At 73.8% G+C, this 20299-nt stretch carries 16 protein-coding genes; 6 read left to right on the top strand and 10 right to left on the bottom strand.

The features are described 5' to 3' along the window. Nucleotides 1-18: 18 nt before the first annotated feature. From ACSUPT_RS02800 to ACSUPT_RS02775, 6 genes are all read right to left on the bottom strand, one after another. Nucleotides 19-567 carry a PASTA domain-containing protein gene (locus ACSUPT_RS02800; protein ID WP_436943397.1) on the bottom strand — a complete coding sequence of 183 codons (549 nt, stop codon included), beginning with the start codon at nt 565-567 and terminating at the stop codon, nt 19-21. Between the two features lie 178 nt (nt 568-745). Continuing rightward, a complete protein-coding gene (locus tag ACSUPT_RS02795) occupies nt 746-1666 on the bottom strand; it encodes a carbohydrate ABC transporter permease (RefSeq protein ID WP_361661800.1) in 921 nt (306 codons plus the stop codon). Next, nucleotides 1663-3015, bottom strand: coding sequence for an ABC transporter permease subunit (locus tag ACSUPT_RS02790; RefSeq protein WP_436943396.1), 1353 nt, complete (start codon nt 3013-3015; stop codon nt 1663-1665). Before ACSUPT_RS02790 ends, ACSUPT_RS02795 begins: the two co-directional genes overlap by 4 nt. Before the next feature lie 5 nt (nt 3016-3020). After that, entirely contained in the window at nt 3021-4397 is a 1377-nt protein-coding gene (locus tag ACSUPT_RS02785) for an ABC transporter substrate-binding protein (RefSeq protein WP_361661794.1), read from the bottom strand. 108 nt (nt 4398-4505) lie between these two features. After that, nucleotides 4506-6161, bottom strand: coding sequence for a glycoside hydrolase family 13 protein (locus ACSUPT_RS02780; RefSeq protein WP_351963753.1), 1656 nt, complete (start codon nt 6159-6161; stop codon nt 4506-4508). A gap of 237 nt (nt 6162-6398) precedes the next feature. Next, nucleotides 6399-7673 carry an ABC transporter substrate-binding protein gene (locus ACSUPT_RS02775; protein WP_436943395.1) on the bottom strand — a complete coding sequence of 425 codons (1275 nt, stop codon included), beginning with the start codon at nt 7671-7673 and terminating at the stop codon, nt 6399-6401. Between the two features lie 128 nt (nt 7674-7801). Here ACSUPT_RS02775 and ACSUPT_RS02770 point away from each other — a divergent pair, with 128 nt between their 5' ends. The 3 genes from ACSUPT_RS02770 to ACSUPT_RS02760 all read left to right on the top strand — a co-directional run bounded on the left by ACSUPT_RS02770 (nt 7802) and on the right by ACSUPT_RS02760 (nt 11618). After that, entirely contained in the window at nt 7802-8326 is a 525-nt protein-coding gene (locus ACSUPT_RS02770) for a PadR family transcriptional regulator (RefSeq protein ID WP_351963751.1), read from the top strand. Between the two features lie 227 nt (nt 8327-8553). After that, complete coding sequence (locus tag ACSUPT_RS02765) at nt 8554-9309, top strand: ABC transporter ATP-binding protein (protein WP_436946162.1); 756 nt, start codon at nt 8554-8556, stop codon at nt 9307-9309. Between the two features lie 5 nt (nt 9310-9314). After that, nucleotides 9315-11618, top strand: coding sequence for an FtsX-like permease family protein (locus ACSUPT_RS02760; RefSeq protein WP_399217921.1), 2304 nt, complete (start codon nt 9315-9317; stop codon nt 11616-11618). 177 nt (nt 11619-11795) lie between these two features. On the opposite strand, the gene ACSUPT_RS02755 is transcribed toward ACSUPT_RS02760, so the two are convergent. Beyond that, a complete protein-coding gene (locus tag ACSUPT_RS02755; RefSeq protein WP_351963749.1) occupies nt 11796-12281 on the bottom strand; it encodes a glutathione peroxidase in 486 nt (161 codons plus the stop codon). Between the two features lie 76 nt (nt 12282-12357). Between ACSUPT_RS02755 and ACSUPT_RS02750 the strand changes: the two genes are divergently transcribed. After that, nucleotides 12358-12573, top strand: coding sequence for a DUF6011 domain-containing protein (locus ACSUPT_RS02750; protein WP_361661780.1), 216 nt, complete (start codon nt 12358-12360; stop codon nt 12571-12573). Between the two features lie 22 nt (nt 12574-12595). Here the strand turns inward: ACSUPT_RS02750 and ACSUPT_RS02745 are convergent, their stop codons facing one another. Beyond that, nucleotides 12596-13468: an acyl-CoA thioesterase gene (locus ACSUPT_RS02745; RefSeq protein WP_361661777.1), complete on the bottom strand. Its 873-nt coding sequence runs from the start codon at nt 13466-13468 to the stop codon at nt 12596-12598. A gap of 94 nt (nt 13469-13562) precedes the next feature. Next, a complete protein-coding gene (locus tag ACSUPT_RS02740; RefSeq protein WP_351963746.1) occupies nt 13563-16076 on the bottom strand; it encodes a DEAD/DEAH box helicase in 2514 nt (837 codons plus the stop codon). A 121-nt stretch (nt 16077-16197) separates the two neighbouring features. On the opposite strand from ACSUPT_RS02740, the gene ACSUPT_RS02735 reads away from it, so the two are divergent. Then, nucleotides 16198-16989: a metal-dependent hydrolase gene (locus tag ACSUPT_RS02735; protein ID WP_361661774.1), complete on the top strand. Its 792-nt coding sequence runs from the start codon at nt 16198-16200 to the stop codon at nt 16987-16989. Between the two features lie 138 nt (nt 16990-17127). Continuing rightward, entirely contained in the window at nt 17128-18747 is a 1620-nt protein-coding gene (locus ACSUPT_RS02730) for a peptide-N4-asparagine amidase (protein ID WP_436943394.1), read from the top strand. 81 nt (nt 18748-18828) lie between these two features. Here ACSUPT_RS02730 and ACSUPT_RS02725 read toward each other — a convergent pair whose 3' ends face one another. Next, nucleotides 18829-20274 carry a Gfo/Idh/MocA family protein gene (locus ACSUPT_RS02725; protein WP_436943393.1) on the bottom strand — a complete coding sequence of 482 codons (1446 nt, stop codon included), beginning with the start codon at nt 20272-20274 and terminating at the stop codon, nt 18829-18831. Nucleotides 20275-20299: the final 25 nt, after the last annotated feature.

Below are 20299 nucleotides of genomic sequence, written 5' to 3'. Positions count from 1 at the left end.
ACGGCGCCGTACCCGCCCTCAGGAACAGGTCTCGTGCAGCTTGACCGCGCCGAAGTCGATGGTGGTGTCGGCCGTGACACTGGTGCCCGCCGCCGGACTCTGCGAGCAGACGGTCCAGTTCCGGTCCAGCACCTGCGCCCGCCCCGCGCCCGTCTCGTCGTGCGAGCTCAGAAAGAACAGGCCCTGCGCCTGGGCGTGGTCCTGGGCGTCCTGGAGCCCCATGCCGACGAAGTCCGGAACGGTGATCCTGACCGGTTCCGCGGGCGGCGCCGAAGTGGCGGGCTTCGCCGCCTTCGGGGTCTGCGAGGGCGCGGCGGCCGCGGGTTTGGCATCGGCAGGCGGAGCCGCGGTCACCGTCCGGGTGACCGTGGGCGCGGGTGCCGGGCTCGCACTTGTGTCGGCGCCCGTTTCGCCCCCCGACGCGCCGACGCCGACGCCGACGAGGAACAACAGGGCCGCGGCGGGGACGGCCACCCGCTTGCGCGCCCACTTCGGCCCTGTCGCCGACGACGCCGCCTGCTGCGCTCCCCACTGGGGTTGAGGCTGCTTCGGTGACGGTGTGTTCATGGAACCCCCCCTGGTGCGTGTCCGGAAGCCCTGAACGTAGCGGGCGGGGGCGCAGCGAGGGGACGATCTCCTTCCGTTGGTGACGGAATCGTGATGGCAAGAGGGGGATGGTGTGCGGGTCCCCCGGCCGGCGCGGGGGGAGGGGTGGGGTCCGCGGGCGGGCCGGTCGGGGGGCGGGTCACTTCACCGAGCCGGCCATCACCCCCTGGACGAAGTGGCGCTGGAAGGCCAGGAACACGATGACCGGGACCACCAGCGACAGGAAGGCGCCGGGGGCCAGGACGTCGATGTTGCTGCCGAACTGGCGTACCTGCGACTGGAGTTCCACCGTCAGGGGCTGCGACGACGAGTCGGCGAACAGCAGGGCGACCAGCATGTCGTTCCACACCCACAGGAACTGGAAGATGGCCAGCGACGCGATGGCCGGGCGGCCCACCGGGATGACCAGGTGGGTGAAGATGCGCCACTCCCCGCCGCCGTCCATCCGCGCGGCCTCCAGCATCTCACGCGGCATCTCCGCGAAGTAGTTCCGCAGCAGGAAGATCGCGAACGGCAGCCCGTACGCCACGTGGAAGAGGACCACGCCCGGGATCGTGCCGAAAAGCCCCAGCTGGCCGAAGAGCTTCGCGACCGGCAGCAGGCCCACCTGGACCGGTACCACCAGCAGCGCCACCACCAGCAGGAACAGCCAGTCGCGGCCCGGGAACTCCAGCCACGCGAAGGCGTACCCGGCCAGTGCCGCCAGCACGACGACCAGGGCCGTGGCCGGCACCGAGATCAGCACCGTGTTCCAGAACGCCCGCGTCATGCCCGCGTTGTCCAGCAGCGCCGCGTAGTTGGCCAGCGACAGCTGACCCGGATCGGCCAGCGCCGTCCACCAGCCGCTCGACGCGCTGTCCCGCGCCGACCGCAGCGACGACAGCAGCAGCCCCGCCACCGGTGTGATCCAGATCAGGCCCACCACCAGCAGGAACGCCTGCACCAGGCCGTTGCCGAGCCAGCGGCGCAGCCGGCGTTCGCGGCGGCGCGGGGGAGCGGACTTCGGCGGGGCGGCCGGGGACGCCTGCTTCACCGGGACGGGCGGCGCGGTCGCGGTCATGACTGACTCCTGCGGAAACGGCGGACGTTGAAGACCATCGCGGGGATCACCAGCAGCAGGAGCAGGACGCTCAGCGCGCTGCCGAGCCCCTGGTCGTTGCCGCCGCCGAACGACACCAGCCACATCTGCGTGGCCAGCACCGTCGCGTCCTGCTGCACCGGGCCCGGCGCGATGATGTAGATGAGGTCGAAGACCTTCATCACATTGATCACCAGCGTGACGAAGACGACCGTCAGCACGGGCGCCAGCAGCGGCACGGTGATCCGCCGGAACACCTGCCACTCGTTCGCCCCGTCGATCCGCGCCGCCTCCAGCGCGTCCCTCGGCAGGGCCGACAGACCCGCGCCGATCAGGACCATCGCGAAGCCCGTCCAGATCCACAGGTACGCCCCGATGATCGCCGGGGTGACCAGCGCCGGCCCCAGCCAGGACACGCCCGCGAACGGCTCCGCGAAGTTCTCCGCCGGCAGCCGCACCGTGTACGAGCCGCCCGCGTCCAGCCCCTCGAAGCGGAACGCGCCGTCCGCGCCCGTGGTGGCCGTGGCGACCGTCCGGCCGCCGCTCACCGCCTCGACGGCCAGGCCCGGCAGGCCCCGCTCCGCCGCGTCCACCTCACCCGGACGCCCCCCGCCGCCCGGCGTGAAGTCCAGGTACACCACGCCCCGAAGCTCATCGGGGCCCGCCTTCGCCGAGGACGCCTCCGCCGCGGGACGCGCGTCCTCCGGCACCTCGGCGGGCTTCACGCCCACGAGGCCCAGCGGCAGGGCCGTACCGCCCGGGGAGAGCGCCCGTGTCGTCTCGTACGCCCCGCCGTCGACGGGCCGCACGGCCTCGCCCTCGCGGGCCCGCGCCCCCGGATACGACGCGCCGTCCTCGAACAGGTCGTGCACGCCCACCACGGCGGCGTTCAGGACGCCCTTGTCCGGGTCCTCCTCGTAGGCGAGGCGGAAGATGATGCCCGCCGCGAGGAACGACACCGCCATCGGCAGGAACAGCAGCAGCTTGAACGCCGCCGCCCAGCGGATCTTCTCCACCAGCACGGCGAGGATCAGCCCGAGGCCGGTCAGCAGCGTCGGCGCCACGACGACCCAGACGGTGCTGTTGCGGACCGCCGTCAGCGTGGCCGGGTCGCGGAACATCTCGACGTAGTTGCCGGCGCCGACGAAGCGCGTGCCCGACGCGTCGAAGAGGCTCCGCCCCACCGAGAACAGCACCGGGTACACCACGAGCGCGCCGAGGAGCAGCAGCGCCGGCAGGACGAAGGCGACGGCGGCGATCCGCCGGCGCCGCCCGGCGCGGCGCCGCGCTTCGGCGGCCCCCCACCGGGCGGTTCGCGTGACTGTGGTCATCGCGCTCAGCCCTGGTTCGCGGTGCGGTACGCCTTGGCGGCCGCGGCCTCCAGCGCGGCCGCCGTGCGGGCCGGGTCGGAGGGGTCGCGCAGGAAGTCCTGGAGGATCTTCCACTCGCCGGCACCCTTGGTGCCGCCGAATGCCGCCGGGGCCTGGTCCGACATGTCGAAGCGCACCGAGTCGCCCGCCTTGATCAGCGACTCGGCGGTGGACCGCAGGGTCGTGTCGCCGTACGCGCCGAGGTCCACGGACTTGTTCGGGGAGATGAATCCGCCCTCGGCGGCCCACACGGACGCCGCCTCCGCGGTGGTGAGGAACTCCACGAACGCCATGGCGGCCTTCTGGTTCTTGCCGTCCTTGAGGACGACCGCGGCGTCACCGCCGCTGACGACCGGGGCCTTGCCCTGGCCGACCGGCGGGAACGGGAAGAACGTCGCGTCCTCGCCGATCTTCCGCCCGAACTCGTCCTTCGCGATGCCCGCGACGAAGTCGCCCTCGTAGACCATCCCGGCCTCCGGCTTGGGCCCGAAGACCTTCTCGACCGAGCCGGGGAAGTCCGTCGCGAGCGCCCCGTTGCGCCCGCCGGCCAGCAGCTTGTCGTCGGCGAACAGCTTCGACAGCGACTTCAGCGCCTCGACGACGCTCGGGTCGGTCCACTTGATCTCGTGCCGGGCGAGCTTGTCGTACTTCTCCGGGCCCGCCTGCGACAGGTAGACGTTCTCGAACCAGTCGGTGAGCGTCCACCCGTCCTCGCCGGCGACCGCGAACGCCGCCGTGCCCGAGTCGGCCACCGTACGGGCGGCCTTGAGCATCTCGTCGTACGTCGTCGGCGGCTTCACCCCGGCCTGGTCGAGCGCGTCGGGGCTGTACCAGACGGTCGACTTGTTGGACGCCTTGAAGTAGACGCCGTACAGGGTGCCGTCGACGGAGCCGTAACCCTTCCACACGGGCGCGTAGTTGGCGTCCACGGACGTCGCGACGTCCTTCGACAGCGGCGTGAGCCACTTCTTCGCGGCGAACTGCTGGAGCACGCCGACCTGGGGGACCATCACCACGTCCGGGGCGTTGCCGCCCTCGATCTTGCTGCCGACGACGGTGGAGACGTTGTCGCCGGTGGACACGAACCGGGTCTGCGCGCCGGTCTTCGCCGTGAAGGCGTCCAGCACCTTCTGGAAGTTCTTCTGTTCGGCGCCGGACCAGACGCCGGCGACCGTCAGGGTCTGCCCGGCCAGGGCCTTGCCGTCGCCGCCGCCCGCCGGGGCGACCGGGTCGCCGCCGCACGCGGTGGCGCCCAGGGCCAGGACGGCGGTGAGGGCGGCGGCGCGCACGGCGGTGGAGCGGGAGGCGGTGGAGCGGGCGGTCGTGGAGCGTCGTCTCGTCATGTCCGTACCTTTCGCAGGGGTTCGGTTCGGTTCGATTCGGCTTCGGGAGGAGCGCTCGGGGAGGAGCGCTCGGGGAGGAGTGCCTGGGGAGAGGGCGGGGGAGCGCGGTCAGGGGGTCGTGATCCACCAGGCCGCGGTGGACCCGGGCAGCGAGCCCGGTGTGCAGGGGCCGCTCGCCAGCAGCGGCGTCCCGTCGACGGGCGCCGGGACCGGAGCCGTACCGAAGTTCACGGCGCACACCAGTCCGTCGCCGCGCTCGAAGGCCAGGACGCCCGGCGGCGCCTCCAGCCAGCGCAGGCTGCCCTCGCCCAGCTGCGGCAGACCGCGCCGCAACTGGAGGCCGTCGCGGTACAGGTGCCAGAACGAGCGCGTGTCGGCGAGCGCCCGGTCGGTGGCGTGCTCCGCGAACCAGCCCGGCTGCGGCAGCCACGGCCGCACCTCGGCGCCCGCGCTGAACCCGAACGGCGAGGCGTGCCCCGACCAGGGCAGCGGCACCCGGCAGCCGTCGCGGACGCGGGCCCGGCTGCCGGTGCGGCGGAAGATCGGGTCGGTCAGCACCTCGTCGGGCAGGTCCACCACCTCGGGCAGGCCCAGCTCCTCGCCCTGGTAGATGTACGCGGCGCCGGGCAGGGCCAGCATCAGCAGCGCGGCGGCGCGGGCGCGGGCGGCGCCGAGGCCGGTGCCCTCCGTGCCGGACTCGCCGTACCGGGTGACGGTGCGGACCTGGTCGTGGTTGTTGAGGACCCACGTGACGCTGGAACCGGTGCCGGCGATGTCCCGCAGCGCCTCGTCGATGACGGCCCGGAACGCGGCCGCGTCCCACGGTGCCCCCAGCAGGTCGAAGAAGAACGCCTGGTGCAGCTCGTCGGGCCGTACGTACAGGGCGTGTTCGCGGGCGGTCGGCACGGACACCTCGCCGACCAGCAGCCGTTCGCGGCCGTCGCGGGCCGTGTACTCCTCGCACACCTTCCGCCAGTGCCGCCACACGTCGTGCACCTCGGGCTGGTTCCACGCGAGCGGGTTGACGGAGTCGCGGGTACGGGCGTCGGCCTCCGGGTCGGGCGAGTCCGGCAGGTCCGGGTGCTTGAACAGCCCGGCGGCCACGTCGATGCGGAACCCGTCGACGCCCCGGTCGAGCCAGAACCGCAGCACCTCGTCGAAGTGGGCGCCCACCTCGGGGTTGCGCCAGTTCAGGTCGGGCTGCTCGGGCGTGAACATGTGCAGGTACCACTGGCCGGGCGTGCCGTCCGGCTCGGTGACGCGGCTCCACGCGGGGCCGCCGAACATCGCGTGCCAGTTGTTGGGCGGCAGGGCGCCGTCCGGGCCCCGGCCGTCGGCGAAGTGGAAGCGGGCGCGCGCCGGGCTGCCCGGACCGGCGGCGAGCGCCTCGCGGAACCACGGGTGCTCGCTGGAGCAGTGGTTGGGGACGATGTCCAGCAGCACCCTGATCCCCAGCCGGTGCGCGTCGGCGACCAGTGCCCCGAACTCGTCCAGGTCGCCGTAGACCGGGTCCACGTCCCGGTAGTCGGCCACGTCGTAGCCGTGGTCGTGCTGCGGCGAGGGGTAGAAGGGGCTCAGCCAGATGCCGTCGACGCCGAGCTTCTTCAGATACGGCAGGCCGGAGCGGACGCCGGCGAGGTCGCCGATCCCGTCGCCGGTGCTGTCCAGGAAGCTGCGGACGTACACCTGGTAGATCACCGCGTCGCGCCACCAGGGGCGCGTCAGGCGGTGGGAGAGGCCGTCGTGGGCCGGGGCTGTGAGCATCACCCGTTGACCTTGTTTCTGCGTGAAGGGTGCGCGCCGCCCGGAAGAAGACGGGGCAGCGGTTATGCATGCATGTTAGGTAGCGCGCTTAACCTCGTGTCAACGACGAAGTCATAAACACCGGCCGGTTACCGGGGTATGCGGGGATTTGTCCCTACGGAAAACAGGCAAGGGCGGCAGAGGAATGCCTAACAGGTAACTAGGGAAGGTGGAGGTGAGGGGATTCGGCGTCCGCGGTCAGCCGCGGCGGCGCGCGATCGCTTCCAGCTCGGCCGCCAGCCGCCGCACCGCGGCCCCCGGCTCCTGGCGCTGCGCCAGCGCGTCGTGCATCACGGCCTGCACGGCGAGGCTCACCTGCTCGTACCGCGGGCTCTTGGGACGCGGCCGGGCCGCCAGCACGCCCTCGCGCAGCGCCGGCAGGTACGGGAAGCGCCGCACCAGCGCCTCGTCCCCGTACAGCGCCGCCCGCACCGGCGGCAGGGCGCCCTCCACCAGGACCCGGCGCTGCACCGCGTCGCTGGTCAGATACGTGATGAGATCGGCGGCCGTCTCGGCGTGCCGCGCCCGGCTGCTCACCGCAAGGTTGGAACCGCCCAGCACGCTCGTGCCCGGACCGTCCCGGCCCGGCAGCGGCACCGCCCCGAACCGGCCCGCCACCTTCGAACCGCTCCCGGAGGCGCCCGCCCACGCGTACGGCCAGTTCCGCAGGAACAGCAGCCGCCCGGCCTGGAAGGCCCGCCGGGACTCCTCCTCCGTGTACGTCAGCGCCTCGCGGGGCACCCACCCCTCCCGTACGCCCCGCGCCAGGAAGGCCACCCCGGCCCGCGCGGCCGCCGAGTCCACCGCGACCCGGCCGCCCTCCTCGCCGAGGACCGCGCCGCCCGCCGAGTACACCGCCTCCGTCACGTTGACCGTCAGCCCCTCGTACGGCAGGAACTGTCCCGCGTACCCGCCGACACCGTGCTCCGGGGCGACCGTCCGCGCCTGCCGCTCCAGCTCCGCCCAGGTGCGCGGCGGGCGCTCGCCCGCCGCGGCCAGCAGATCCGAGCGGTAGAACAGCATCCCGGCGTTCGTCACGTACGGCACGGCGTACAGCCGCCCCTCGTACGTCGCCGTGTCCACGACCGGCGGCAGGAACGCGTCCAGCGCGAACCGGTCGCGTTCCAGCGGGGCGATCCACCCGGCCGCGGCGAACTCCGACGTCCACGCCACATCGATGTTGAGCAGGTCGAACCTGCCGTCACCCGAGCGCAGGTCCGTGATCATCTGCGCCCGCGTCTCGTCCGCCGAGTCCGGCAGCTCCACCAGCGTGACCCGCTCCGCCGGGCGCGCGCGGTTCCAGTCGTCGAGCACCGGCCGCAGATACCCGGTGAGGTCACCGGCCGTCGCCAGCGTGACCGGGCCCCGCCCGCCGTCCCGGCGCCCGTCGCCGGGCACACCGGACGCCACCGAACCCACCAGCAGCAGGATCACCACCAGGAGGCCCCTACCCGCGGCACTCGTCCACCGCATAGGTTCCTCCTGCAGCACCGGTCCGGACGCCCTCGTCAGGTCAGGGGCATGTATACCTGTTAGGCATTGGGCGATACTAGGGCGCAGAGCACATCGAGCCCGGATCGCGACAGAAGGAGAGCCCACGAGTGCGCATGCAGCTCCTCGCTCTCCTCGCGGACGGGCCCGCGCACGGCTACGAGCTCAAGCAGGACCTTGAGACGCTGCTGGGCGCCGCGTACCCTCAGCCCAACGTCGGCCAGATCTACGTCACCCTGGGCCGGCTGGAGAAGTCGGGGCTCATCGAGGGCGAGGAGGTCGCCCAGTCGAGCCGGCCCAACAAGAAGATCTACCGCCTCACCGCCGCCGGACGCGACGAGCTGCGCGCCTGGTTCGAGGCGACCGCCGAGGAGCCGCGCGTACGGGACGAGTTCTTCATGAAGCTCGCCCTCGCGCCGCGCACCGGCCTCGCCGACCAGATCACCCTCATCAACCGACAGCGACGCGAGTACCTCAGGACGATGCGCACCCTCTCCAAGCTGGCCGCCACCGAGACCCGCGACAACCGCACCGCGCACCTGCTCATCGAGGGCGCGATACTCCACCTCCAGGCCGATCTGGACTGGCTGGAGCGCTGCCAGGAGGAGCTGGAAGGGCTGGAGGAGCGGCGATGAGCGCGCGCCGCGCGGCCCGGTGGCCCCTCCTGGGCCGCAAGCGCGCCGCGACGCCCGCGGGTCCGCCCGCCGGGACGCCCGCACCGGCAGCCGCGGGTACGCCCGCACCCGCACCCGCGGGTACGCCCTCCGGAACACCGGACGGCGGCGAGGCCGCCGGAACCCGGGCCGAGCCCTCCGCCCCGCCCGCGGGCACCACCGCCCCGGCGTCCGGGAGGCCCACCCCGCTGCTGGAGGCCCGCGGCCTGGTCAAGACGCACCATGGCGAAGGCGGCCCTGTCCACGCCGTGCGCGGTGTCGACCTCACCGTCCGTCGGGGCGAGTTCATCGCCGTCACCGGGCCGTCCGGCGCCGGCAAGTCCACGCTGCTGCACCTCCTCGGCGGCCTCCAGCGCCCCGACGAGGGCACCGTCCGCCTCGACGGCGAGTCCACCGACGGCTACAGCGAGGCCCGCTGGGCCGTGGAGCGGCGCCGCAGCGTCGGCATCGTCTTCCAGTTCTTCAACCTCGTCTCCAACCTCACCGTCGCCGACAACGTCGAACTGCCCGCCCTCCTCGCCGGCGCGCCCGCCCGCGCCGCCCGCGCCGAACGCGACAGGCTCCTGACCGAACTGGGTCTCGCCGCCAAGGCCCGCAGCATGCCCGGCGAGCTGTCCGGCGGCGAGCAGCAGCGCGTCGCCCTCGCCCGCGCCCTGGTCAACCACCCCCGGCTGCTCCTCGCCGACGAACCGGCCGGCAGCCTCGACAGCAAGGGCACCCGCGAGGTGATGCGGCTGCTGTCCCGCTTCCACCAGCGCGGCCAGACCATCGTCCTCGTCACCCACGACGCCCGGCTCGCCAGTGCGGCCGACCGCGTCATCAGCTTCTTCGACGGCCGGATCACCGACGACGTCCGTCTCGGCGGCGACGACGACCACGACGACACCACCGACGCCGGGCCGCGCGCCGCAGGCCCCGCCCGCGTCGTCGAGCTGAGGGACTGACCGCCGTGCGGGCCATGCTGCGCTGGGCGCACGCCGATCTGCGCACCCACCGGGGCGAGGCGCTGTTCCTCGTCGCCGCCACCGCCGGGATCGTCGCCTCGCTCCTCCTGGCCGCCGCCCTCTTCGGATACGCCACCAACCCCTGGCAGCGGGTCTTCACCCAGTCGCACGGCGCCCACGTCTGGCTCCACACCGGCCGCGCCGCCGACCCCGCCCGCCTCTCCGGCCTCGACGGCGTCGCGTCGGTCGCCGGCCCCTACGACACGGTCGCCACCACCGCCGCCTCGCGCGGCGCCCGCGCCGCCGTCGAACTGCGCGCCGCCCCGCCCGCGCCACCCGCCACCGGCCGGCCGCTGCTCACCGCGGGCCGCTGGCTCGACCCGGCCGTACCCGACGGCGTCGTCCTGGAATCGGGCCTCGCCGCCGCCCTCGTCGCGGGGCCCGGCGACACCCTCACCCTCCCCGGCGGCAGCGGCCGCACCCTCACCGTCCTCGGTGTCGCCGACACCGCCGAACCGCGCTACGAGCCCGGCGAACGCCCCGGCACCGTCTGGGCCCCGCCCGCCACCGTCCGCGCCGTCCCCGGCCTGCCCGGCCGCATCACCGGCCTGCGCCTCACCGACCCGGACGACACCGAGTACGCCGTACAGCGCGCCGTCACCGCCCTCGGCGCCGGCGCAGTCACCGAGGTCACCCCCTGGCAGCGGGCCCGCGCCGAGGCCCAGGGCGACACCCGGCTCCTCGGGCAGGTCCTCGGCCTGTTCGGCCTGGGCGCGCTCGCCGCCGCCGCGCTCGCCGTCTTCGGAGCGATCAGCACCCGCGTACGGGGCCACCTGCGCGACATCTCCGTCCTCAAGGCCGTCGGCTTCACCCCCGGCCAGGTCGTCCGGGTCTTCCTCGCCCAGCACCTCGCGTACGCGGTGCTCGGCGCGGCACTCGCCACCGCGCTCACCCAGCTCCTCGGCAGCCGCATACCCGGCAGGGTCGGCGAGGCCGTCGGCGTCTGGCAGGGCCTGCCCGGGCACACCGCCGCGCTGCTCGGCGTCCCGGCGGCCGTCGTGGTCCTCATCGGCGCCGCCACCTGCCTCGCCGCCTGGCGCGCCGGACGCGTCCCGCCCGTCCCCGCGGGCACCACGGCGGGGCCGCGCACCGGGCGGGGACTGTCCCGGCCCGCGCTGCGCGCCCTGGCCCTGCCCGGCGTGCCGCCCGCCCTGGTCCTCGGCTGGCACCGCGCGTTCGGCCGGGGCCGGCACGCCCCCGCCGCGGTCGCCCGGCTCGCCCTGCCCCTGCTGCTGATCACCGTCGCGCTCGGCGCGTGGACCACCATCGCGCGCTTCGACGCCCGCCCCGAGCAGCTCGGCCTGCCCGCCGCGCTCACCGCCCGCCCCGCCGAGGGCGTCGGCGACCGGGAGGCCCGCGCCCTGCTCCAGCGCAGCCCCGACGTGCTCGCCGCCCACCGGGGCCTGGAGGTCGCCGCCCTGGTGCCCGGTCAGACCGGAACCATCGCCCTGCGCGGCCTCGGCACGCGCCAGGACCCCTACCCGTACTCCGTCGCCGAGGGCCGTCCCCCGCTCGGGCCCGACGAGGCGGTCGCCGGGCAGGGCCTCCTCGACCTCCTCGGCGTCCGAGTGGGCGACTGGGTGCGCGTCACCGTCGGCGGCCGCCCCCAGGTCCTCCATGTCGTCGGCCGCAGCATCGAACCGGAGAACGGCGGCCGCACCTTGTCCACCTCGCTGGACACCCTCCGCGAGAACGACCCGGACCTGCGGCCCACCGTCTACCACCTGCGGCTGCGCCCCGGAGCCGATCCGCACGCGGTGCGCGCCGAACTGCTCCAGGCGGCCGCCGGACGCCTCGACATCCACGAGGTGCCGGGCCCCGCCGACCGGCTGGCCGCGCTGCGCGGCGTGGTCGCCGGGCTGATCGCCGTCCTCGCCCTGATCGGCCTGACCGAGGTGACGACCGCCATCGGCGGGGCGGTCCGGGACGGGGAGCGCGACCTGCTCGCGTGCAAGGCCATGGGCCTGTCCGCCCGGCAGGTCACCGCCGTCACGGTCAGCGCGGTCGGCTGCACGACCCTCGCCGCCGCCGTCGCCGGTACGGCCCTGGGCGTGCCGCTCGCGCGGTGGCTGATCGACCTCGAGGGCCGCACCAGCGGTATCGGCGCGGGCATCGCCCACGGGCCGTCGGCGCTCCAGCTGCTGGCGGTGGCCGCCGCGGCCGTGCTGGGCGCCGTCGCGCTGGCGGCCGTCCCCGCCGCGCGGTCCGCCCGCCGCAGACTGGCCGACACGCTCGCCGCGTACGCCTGACGGACCCGCGCCGCACCCCCGGCTGTGCCGGGCGCCGGGGCGTCGCACGGCGGCCGTACGGCCGGGCGGCCGGCCCGCGCCCGTATCCGCGGCCCCCGGCGGGCGCGCCCGGCACGGGTCGGGAGCGGGCGGTGCCGGGTCGGGCCGGGAGCCGGGCGTGCCCGGTGAGAACGCGGGTCAGGCCGGGAGCGCGGCCTCGATCGCGTCGACCAGCTCCGGCGCGTCCGGCTCCGTGCGCGGACGGAAGCGGGTGACCTCGCCCCGCGCGCTGATCAGGAACTTCTCGAAGTTCCACTGGACATCGCCCGCCTCGCCCCGGGCGTCGGCGACCTCGGTCAGCTCGGCGTACAGCGGGTGCCGGCCCGGCCCGTTGACGTCCGTCTTCTCCAGCAGCGGGAACGTCACCCCGTACGTCGTCGAGCAGAAGGTGCTGATCTCCTCCGGGCTGCCCGGCTCCTGCCCGCCGAACTGGTTGCACGGCACGCCCAACACGGTCAGCCCGCGCTCGCCGTACTCCTGCTGCAGCTTCTCCAGGCCGGCGTACTGCGGGGTCAGCCCGCAACGCGACGCCACGTTCACCACCAGCACGGCCCGGCCCCGGTACTCGGCCAGGCTGGTGGGCTCGCCGGACAGGGTGCGCAGCGGAATGTCGTACAGGCTCATGGGCCACTCCTCGTCGTCGGGGATCGTTGACGGGTCAACGCGTCAGCGGATCAGACGACAGGGTAGACACGTACGCATGAACGACGAGCCACTTCCGGACTGCGCACCCGCGAACACCCCGGCCGACGCGTCCGGGCGCCCGCCCGTGTCCTGCCGGATGTGCGGCCGCCCGCTGACCGGCCGGGCCTCGCGCCGCACCGGTCTGGGACCGGCGTGCGACGCGAAGCTCCACCCGGACCGCCCCGACATCCGCCCTCGCCGCCACGAGGTGGAGCAGGAGCCGCTGTTCTAGGCGGCCCGGCGACCGGCCGGGGCTACCGCAGCCGCCGGAACAGGCCCTCCTGGACCACCGAGACCAGCAGTCGCCCCTCCACGTCGTAGATCCTGCCGCGTGCCAGGCCCCGGCCGCCCGTTGCGATCGGGGACTCCTGGTCGTACAGGAACCACTCGTCCGCGCGGAACGGCCGGTGGAACCACATGGCGTGGTCCAGCGACGCCATGTCGAATCCGCGCGGCCCCCACAGCGGCTCGACCGGGATGCGCACCGCGTCCAGCAGGGTCATGTCGGAGGCGTACGTCAGCGCGCAGGTGTGGACCAGCGGGTCGTCGCCCAGCGGGCCCACCGCGCGCATCCACACGGCGCTGCGCGGGTCGGCGTCCTTGATCTCCTCGGCCGTCCAGCGCAGCCGGTCCACGTACCGGATGTCGAAGGGCTGGCGGCGCGCCATCCGCTCCAGCGACTCGGGCAGCGCCCCCAGGTGCTCGCGGATCTCGTCCACGACCGGCGGCAGCGTCTCCGGGGCCGGGAAGTCCAGGCGCGGCGGCAGCTGGTGTTCGAACCCGGCCTCCTCCGGCTGGTGGAACGAGGCCGTCAGATTGAAGATCGTCTTGCCGCGCTGCACGGCCGTGACCCGCCGGGTGGTGAACGACCGGCCGTCGCGCACCCGCTCCACCTGGTACACGATCGGCACGCCGGGGATGCCGGGCCGCAGGAAGTAGGCGTGCAGCGAGTGCACCGGGCGGTCGCCCTCCGTCGTGCGGCCGGCGGCGACCAGCGCCTGCCCGGCGACCTGCCCGCCGAAGACCCGCTGCAACGACTCCTCGGGGCTGCGGCCGCGGAAGATGTTGACCTCGATCTGCTCCAGGTCGAGCAGGTCGACCAGTCTCTCGGCGGGGTTCGTCGTCATGGGCTCTCCGGTTCTCCTCGTGACGGGTGGGATGCGAACTGCTCCGACGGGCCGGGCGCGCGGCGGCGCCGGCCGTCGGCGACGGCGGGCGCCGTCAGAACGGGCCCACGTCGGTGACCCGGACGACCGCGCGGCCCTCCTCGTCGGACGCCGCGAGGTCCACCTCGGCGCTGATGCCCCAGTCGTGGTCGCCGTTCGGGTCGGCGAAGGTCTGCCGGACCCGCCACAGGCCGTGCTCCGGGTCCTCCTCGATGGACAGCAGCTTTGGTCCGCGCGCGTCCGGGCCGGTGCCCAGGTCGTCGTACTCGTCCCAGTACTTGTCCATCGCCTCGCCCCACGCGTCGGCGTCCCAGCCGGACTCGCCGTCCAGCTCGCCCAGCTCCTCCACATGGTCCAGCGCGGCCAGCTCCACCCGGCGGAACATGGCGTTCCGTACGAGGACGCGGAAGGCGCGGGCGTTGGCCGTGACCGGCTTGACCTGGTCGGCCTTCTCCTGGGCCTCCTCGGCGGTCTCCACCTCCGGGTTGGCCAGCTGCTCCCACTCGTCGAGGAGGCTGGAGTCGACCTGGCGGACCATCTCGCCCAGCCAGGCGATCAGGTCCTCCAAGTCCTCGGTCTTCAGGTCGTCGGGGATCGTGTGGTCCAGCGCCTTGTACGCGCTCGCCAGGTACCGCAGCACGATGCCCTCGGTGCGGGCCAGCTCGTAGAACGAGGTGAACTCCGTGAAGGACAGCGCCCGTTCGTACATGTCGCGGATCACCGACTTCGGCGACACCGGGTGGTCACCGACCCACGGGTGCGACTTCCGGTAGACGTTGTACGCGTGCCACAGCAGCTCCTCCAGCGGCTTGGGGTACGACACGTCCTGGAGCCGCTCCATCCGCTCCTCGTACTCGACCCCGTCGGCCTTCATCGCGGCGACCGCCTCGCCGCGCGCCTTGTTCTGCTGGGCGGCGAGGATCTGGCGCGGGTCGTCCAGCGTCGACTCCACCACGGACACCATGTCCAGCGCGTACGACGGGGACTCCGGGTCCAGGAGCTCGAACGCGGCCAGGGCGAACGTGGACAGCGGCTGGTTGAGCGCGAAGTCCTGCTGGAGGTCGACCGTCAGCCGGATCGTGCGGCCCTCCGCGTCCGGCCGGTCCAGTTGCTCGACCACACCGCCGTCGAGCAGCGAACGGTAGATCGCGATGGCGCGGCGGATGTGCCGCAGCTGGTTCTTGCGCGGCTCGTGGTTGTCCTCCAGCAGGCGGCGCATCGCCTCGAAGGCGTTGCCCGGCCGGGCGATCACCGACAGCAGCATCGTGTGCGTCACCCGGAAGCGGGACGTCAGCGGCTCCGGCTCGGACGCGATCAGCTTCTCGTAGGTGTTCTCCGTCCAGTTGACGAAGCCCTCGGGCGCCTTCTTCCGGACGACCTTGCGCCGCTTCTTCGGGTCGTCGCCCGCCTTGGCGAGCGCCTTCTCGTTCTCGATGACGTGCTCGGGCGCCTGCGCGACCACGAACCCGGCCGTGTCGAACCCGGCCCGCCCGGCGCGCCCGGCGATCTGGTGGAACTCGCGGGCCCGCAGCGTGCGCACGCGGTTCCCGTCGTACTTCGTCAGGGCGGTGAACAGCACCGTGCGGATGGGGACGTTGACGCCGACGCCCAGGGTGTCCGTACCGCAGATCACCTTCAGCAGTCCCGCCTGGGCGAGCTTCTCCACCAGCCGGCGGTACTTCGGCAGCATGCCCGCGTGGTGCACGCCGATGCCGTGGCGCACGTACCGCGACAGATTGCGGCCGAAGGCGGTGGTGAACCGGAAGTTGCCGATCAGCTCGGCGATCTTGTCCTTCTCCTCGCGCGAGCACATGTTGATGCTCATCAGCGACTGCGCCCGCTCGACGGCGGCGGCCTGTGTGAAGTGGACGATGTAGACCGGCGCCTGCTTGGTGTCCAGCAGCTCGGTCAGCGTCTCGGTGATCGGCGTCGTCCGGTACTCGTACGACAGCGGCACCGGGCGCGTCGCCGAGCGGACCACGGCGGTGGGGCGGCCCGTGCGGCGCGTCAGGTCCTTCTCGAACATCGACACGTCGCCGAGCGTCGCCGACATCAGCACGAACTGCGCCTGCGGCAGTTCGAGGAGCGGGATCTGCCAGGCCCAGCCGCGGTCCGGCTCCGCGTAGAAGTGGAACTCGTCCATGACGACCTGGCCGATGTCGGCGTCCTTGCCGTCGCGCAGCGCGATCGACGCCAGCACCTCGGCCGTGCAGCAGATCACCGGCGCGTCGGCGTTCACGGACGCGTCGCCGGTCAGCATGCCGACGTTCTCCGTGCCGAACAGCTTGCACAGGTCGAAGAACTTCTCCGACACCAGCGCCTTGATCGGCGCCGTGTAGAAGGTCACCTGGTCATGGGCGAGCGCGGTGAAGTGCGCACCCGCCGCGACCAGGCTCTTGCCCGAACCGGTGGGAGTGGAGAGGATCACGTTGGCGCCGGACACCACCTCGATCAGCGCCTCCTCCTGGGCCGGGTAGAGCGAGATGCCCCGGCCCTCCGCCCATGACGAGAAGGCCTCGAAGAGGGCATCGGGATCGGCGGTCTGCGGCAGCTGATCGATAAGGGTCACGCCTCCATCTTGCCTGGCTTCCGCCGGGAAGCGGGAACCGGCCACCACCTCGAAGATCACGAGCGGTACCCTGTCCCGTCAACTCGGCTACACGAACAGCGGACTGGGGCGGGGCACACACATGATGGGACCGGCGCACTCACTGTCCGGCGCGGCGGCCTGGCTGGGTGTGGGCGCCGCGGCCACGGCCGCCGGGCACCCCATGCCATGGCCGGTTCTCGTCGTCGGCGCGCTCATCTGCGCCGGTGCGGCGCTCGCCCCGGACCTCGACCACAAGTCGGCGACGATCTCCCGCGCCTTCGGGCCGCTCTCCCGCTGGCTGTGCGAGGTCGTCGACAAGCTGTCGTACGCGGTCTACAAGGCGACCCGCACCCGGACGGACCCGCGCCGCAGCGGAGGCCACCGCACCCTGACCCACACCGCGCTCTGGGCGGTCGCCATCGGCGTGGGCGGCTCCGTCCTCGCGGTCACCGGCGGCCGCTGGGCCGTCCTCGGCATCCTCTTCGTCCACCTGGTCCTCGCCGTCGAGGGCCTGCTGTGGCGGGCCGCCCGGGTCTCCAGCGACGTCCTCGTCTGGCTGCTCGGCGCCAGCTGCGCCTGGATCCTCGCCGGGGTGCTGGACCAGCCGGGCAACGGCGCCGGATGGCTGTTCGAGGCGCCCGGCCAGGAGTACATGTGGCTGGGGCTGCCGATCGTGCTCGGCGCGCTGGTGCACGACATCGGCGACGCGCTGACCGTGTCGGGCTGCCCGATCCTGTGGCCGCTGCCGATCAAGAAGAAGCGCTGGTACCCCGTGGGGCCGCCGAAGGCGCTGCGCTTCAAGGCGGGCAGCTGGGTCGAGGTCCGGGTGCTGATGCCCGTCTTCATGGTGCTCGGCGGGTTCGGCGGCGTGGTCGCGCTGAACGTCGTCTGAGACCCCGCGGGGCGGCGCGTGGCCTTCGCGGGTTCGTTCCGGCATGCCGGACTTCTTCCTGCGGGGCCCGCGCGAGAACCGGCCGATGTCCGCCCGCCCCCTGGCGCCCCCTGCGCGGGCGCGCTTCACTCCCTGCCCATGAGACGACGAACGATCATGAGCATGATCACCGGCCTGGCGCTCGCCGCGGGCGCCCTCGCCGGCGGGCCGGCCGCCGCGGCGGCGACCGAGAGGCCCGGTGTGCCCGCCGAGTTCGGCTCCGACTGGCACGACCCGGTCAGCGCCGCGCCGCCCGTGCCCCGCCCCGAGGGCGTGCGCTCCTGCGAGGTGACCGTCGCCCGCGCCCAGTTCCGCGACTTCACGCCGTACCGCGGCTCCTACACCCCGCCCGAGGAGTGCGGCAGCCGGTGGAGCGCCGTGGTCCTGCGGCTTGAGGGCAAGGTCAGGGGACGCCAGTACGACCGGCTCGGCCACCTCGCGATCGGCGGCGTCGAGGTCTTCCGCACCTCCACGCCCCAGCCCTCCCCTGAGGGCATCACCTGGTCGGTGGAGAAGGACGTCACCCGCTACAGCGACACGCTCCGCCGCCCGCAGCCCGTCGAGATGCTCATCGGCAACGTCGTCGACGACACCCACACCGGCGTCATCGACGTCACCGTCACCCTCACCTTCTACGCCGGGCGCGGCCCCTCCGACCCGGCACCCGACCCGGCCGCCACGCCCGAGCGCGTCCTGCCGCTCGGCACCGACGGCACCGTCACCACCCCGCGCAACACCGAGCGGATCCTCGCCGAGGTGTACGCCACCGGCTCGGGGGGCGGCTGCGAGGAGTACTGGTACCTGTCCGTCCCCACCGGGGCGCCCTACTCGTGCGCCGCGGCCGACGGACCCCACCGCGAGGTCCGCGTCAGCGTCGACGGGCGGCTCGCCGGTGTCGCCGCGCCCTTCCCGACGGTCTGGACGGGCGGCTGGTCCAACCCGTTCCTGTGGTACGTGATCCCCGGCCCCCGCGCCCTCGACGTCAAGCCCGTGGTGTACGACCTGACGCCCTTCGCCGGGCTCCTCAACGACGGCCGCCCGCACCGCGTCGAGGTCTCGGTCGCCGGGGTCCCGCAGGGCCTGCCCGGCTGGAGCACCCCCGTCAATCTGCTGCTGTGGCAGGACGAGGGCCGCGACGTGGTGACCGGCGCCCTCACCCGCCACGACGACGGCGGCCTGGCCAACACCTCCGTCCACACCCCCGGCGCGCCGCACCGCGTCGACACCCGCGCCGCCCACCGGCTGACGGTCGCCGGGTACGTCGACACCTCCCGCGGCCGGGTCACCACCACCGTCACCCGAGCCGTCGGCCACACCTCCGTGCACCGCTGGGGCGCCGACGAGAACCCCGACGCCCTCGACGCCACCTGGACCGACCACGAGACGGTCACCACCGGCGGCACCACCACCCGCACCCACCGCACCTACACCATGGACGGCGAGACGACCCTCGGCGCGGGCGACCGGCTCCGCACGGTCCTGACCCTCGCCGACCGCGCCCGCACCGACGTACGGCGCGACGGCCGGCAGCTGTCGTACGAGCGCCTGGACCACACCTACACCGGCGACGCCACCTTCACGCTCGGCGTCCCGCGCGACCAGCGCCACGCCGTGGGCACCTCCATGGAGCGCTACCGGCTCCACTCCTCCGCCGGCTGCCACGACCGCACCCTGCGCACCGCCCAGGGCGTCCTGACCGAGGACCGCACCCGCTGCTGACCGCCCCGCCCGCACCGGCTCGTCCACCCGGCACGGGCCCGGCGGCCGCCCCCGCGACGGGCGGCGGCCGCCGGGCCCCGGTCACGCCTCCGCCGGGCGCTCCGAGTCGACACCGGGCCTGCCGCGCCGCCACTCCCCGCGCGTGAAGTCGGGGAACTCCAGCGGCGCGCCGCCCGCCCGCACCGACGCGTGGCTCAGCGGGACCGGCGCCGTCCAGGTCGCCGCGTCGTACACGTCGAAGTCGGGGACCAGGCCCAGCCGCATGCACTGCGTCAGCCGGTACACCATCAGGTAGTCCATGCCGCCGTGCCCGCCGGGCGGGTTGGCGTGCTCCTTCCACAGCCAGTGGTCGTACTCCCCGGCGTACGCCGCGAAGTCGCCCCACCGGTGGTCGGCGTGGTCCGGCTCCAGGTAGATCCGCGCCGGGTAGTCCTCGAAGACGCCCCTGGTGCCGCCCAGCGAGTTGATCCGGCTGTACGGGTGGGGCGTGGACACGTCGTGCTCCAGCCGGATCACCCGCCCCTTCGCGGTCCGCAGCATGCTCACGGTCCGGTCGCTCCCGATGTACGTCTCCTTCCAGCTCGGGTGGCCGGGCGGCATGTGGGCGGCCCGGTACTCCGCGAGGCCCAGCGCCGGCGTGCCGAAGCTGCTGATGCTCACGACCCGGTCGCCGCGGTTGACGTCCAGGTAGTTGGCGACCGGCCCGAAGCCGTGGTTCGGGTACAGGTCGCCGCGCAGCCGCGTGTGCCACAGCCGCCGCCACGGGCCCTCGTAGTACGTCGGCGAGAACATCAGCTCCCGCAGGTCGTGGTTGTACGCCCCGGCCGCGTGCAGCAGTTCGCCGAACCGGCCCGCGTGCGCCATGCGCAGCACCCGTGTCTCGTTCCTGCCGTAGCAGCAGTTCTCCAGCTGCATGCAGTGGCGGCGGGTCCGCTCCGACAGGTCGACCAGCGCCCACAGCTCGTCGAGCGCCATCGCCACCGGGCACTCCACACCGACGTGCTTGCCGTTCAGCAGCGCGGCCCGCGCCATCGGGAAGTGCAGCTCCCACGGCGTCGCCACGTACACCAGGTCGATGTCGCCCCGCTCGCACAGCCGCTCGTAGTCGTGCTCGCCGTTCGCGTACACCGCGGGCGTCGGCTGCCCGGCCGCCGCCACCCTGGCCGCCGCCCGCGCCGCCTTGTCCCGTACGGGATCGCAGACGGCGGTCACCCGGACGCCCGGGACGGCGAGGAACAGGTCGAGCATGCCGGCGCCGCGGTTGCCGAGGCCCACCACCGCCACCCGCACCGTGGACCTGCGGGCGAACGGCACGCCCGCCATGGTGGCGCCCTGCCGGGGCGGCGGCGCGGCCCGCCCCGCCGTGCCCGCGCCCCCGGCGGTCGCGGCCGCCGCGGCGTGGGCGGGGGCGCCGCCGATGGCGCCGATACCGAGACCGGCGCCCGCCACCCCGGCGGTCGTGCGCAGGACGGCGCGGCGGGAAGGGGCGGGGGCGTCGTGCTGCGCGGGTACTGCGTCGTCGCTCATGGAACCTCCAGTACATGACGTGCAC

This window comes from Streptomyces sp. SudanB25_2051, from assembly GCF_964272635.1.
In the GTDB taxonomy this organism is placed as follows: domain Bacteria; phylum Actinomycetota; class Actinomycetes; order Streptomycetales; family Streptomycetaceae; genus Streptomyces.
This window is presented reverse-complemented; position numbering and strand designations above follow the sequence as displayed.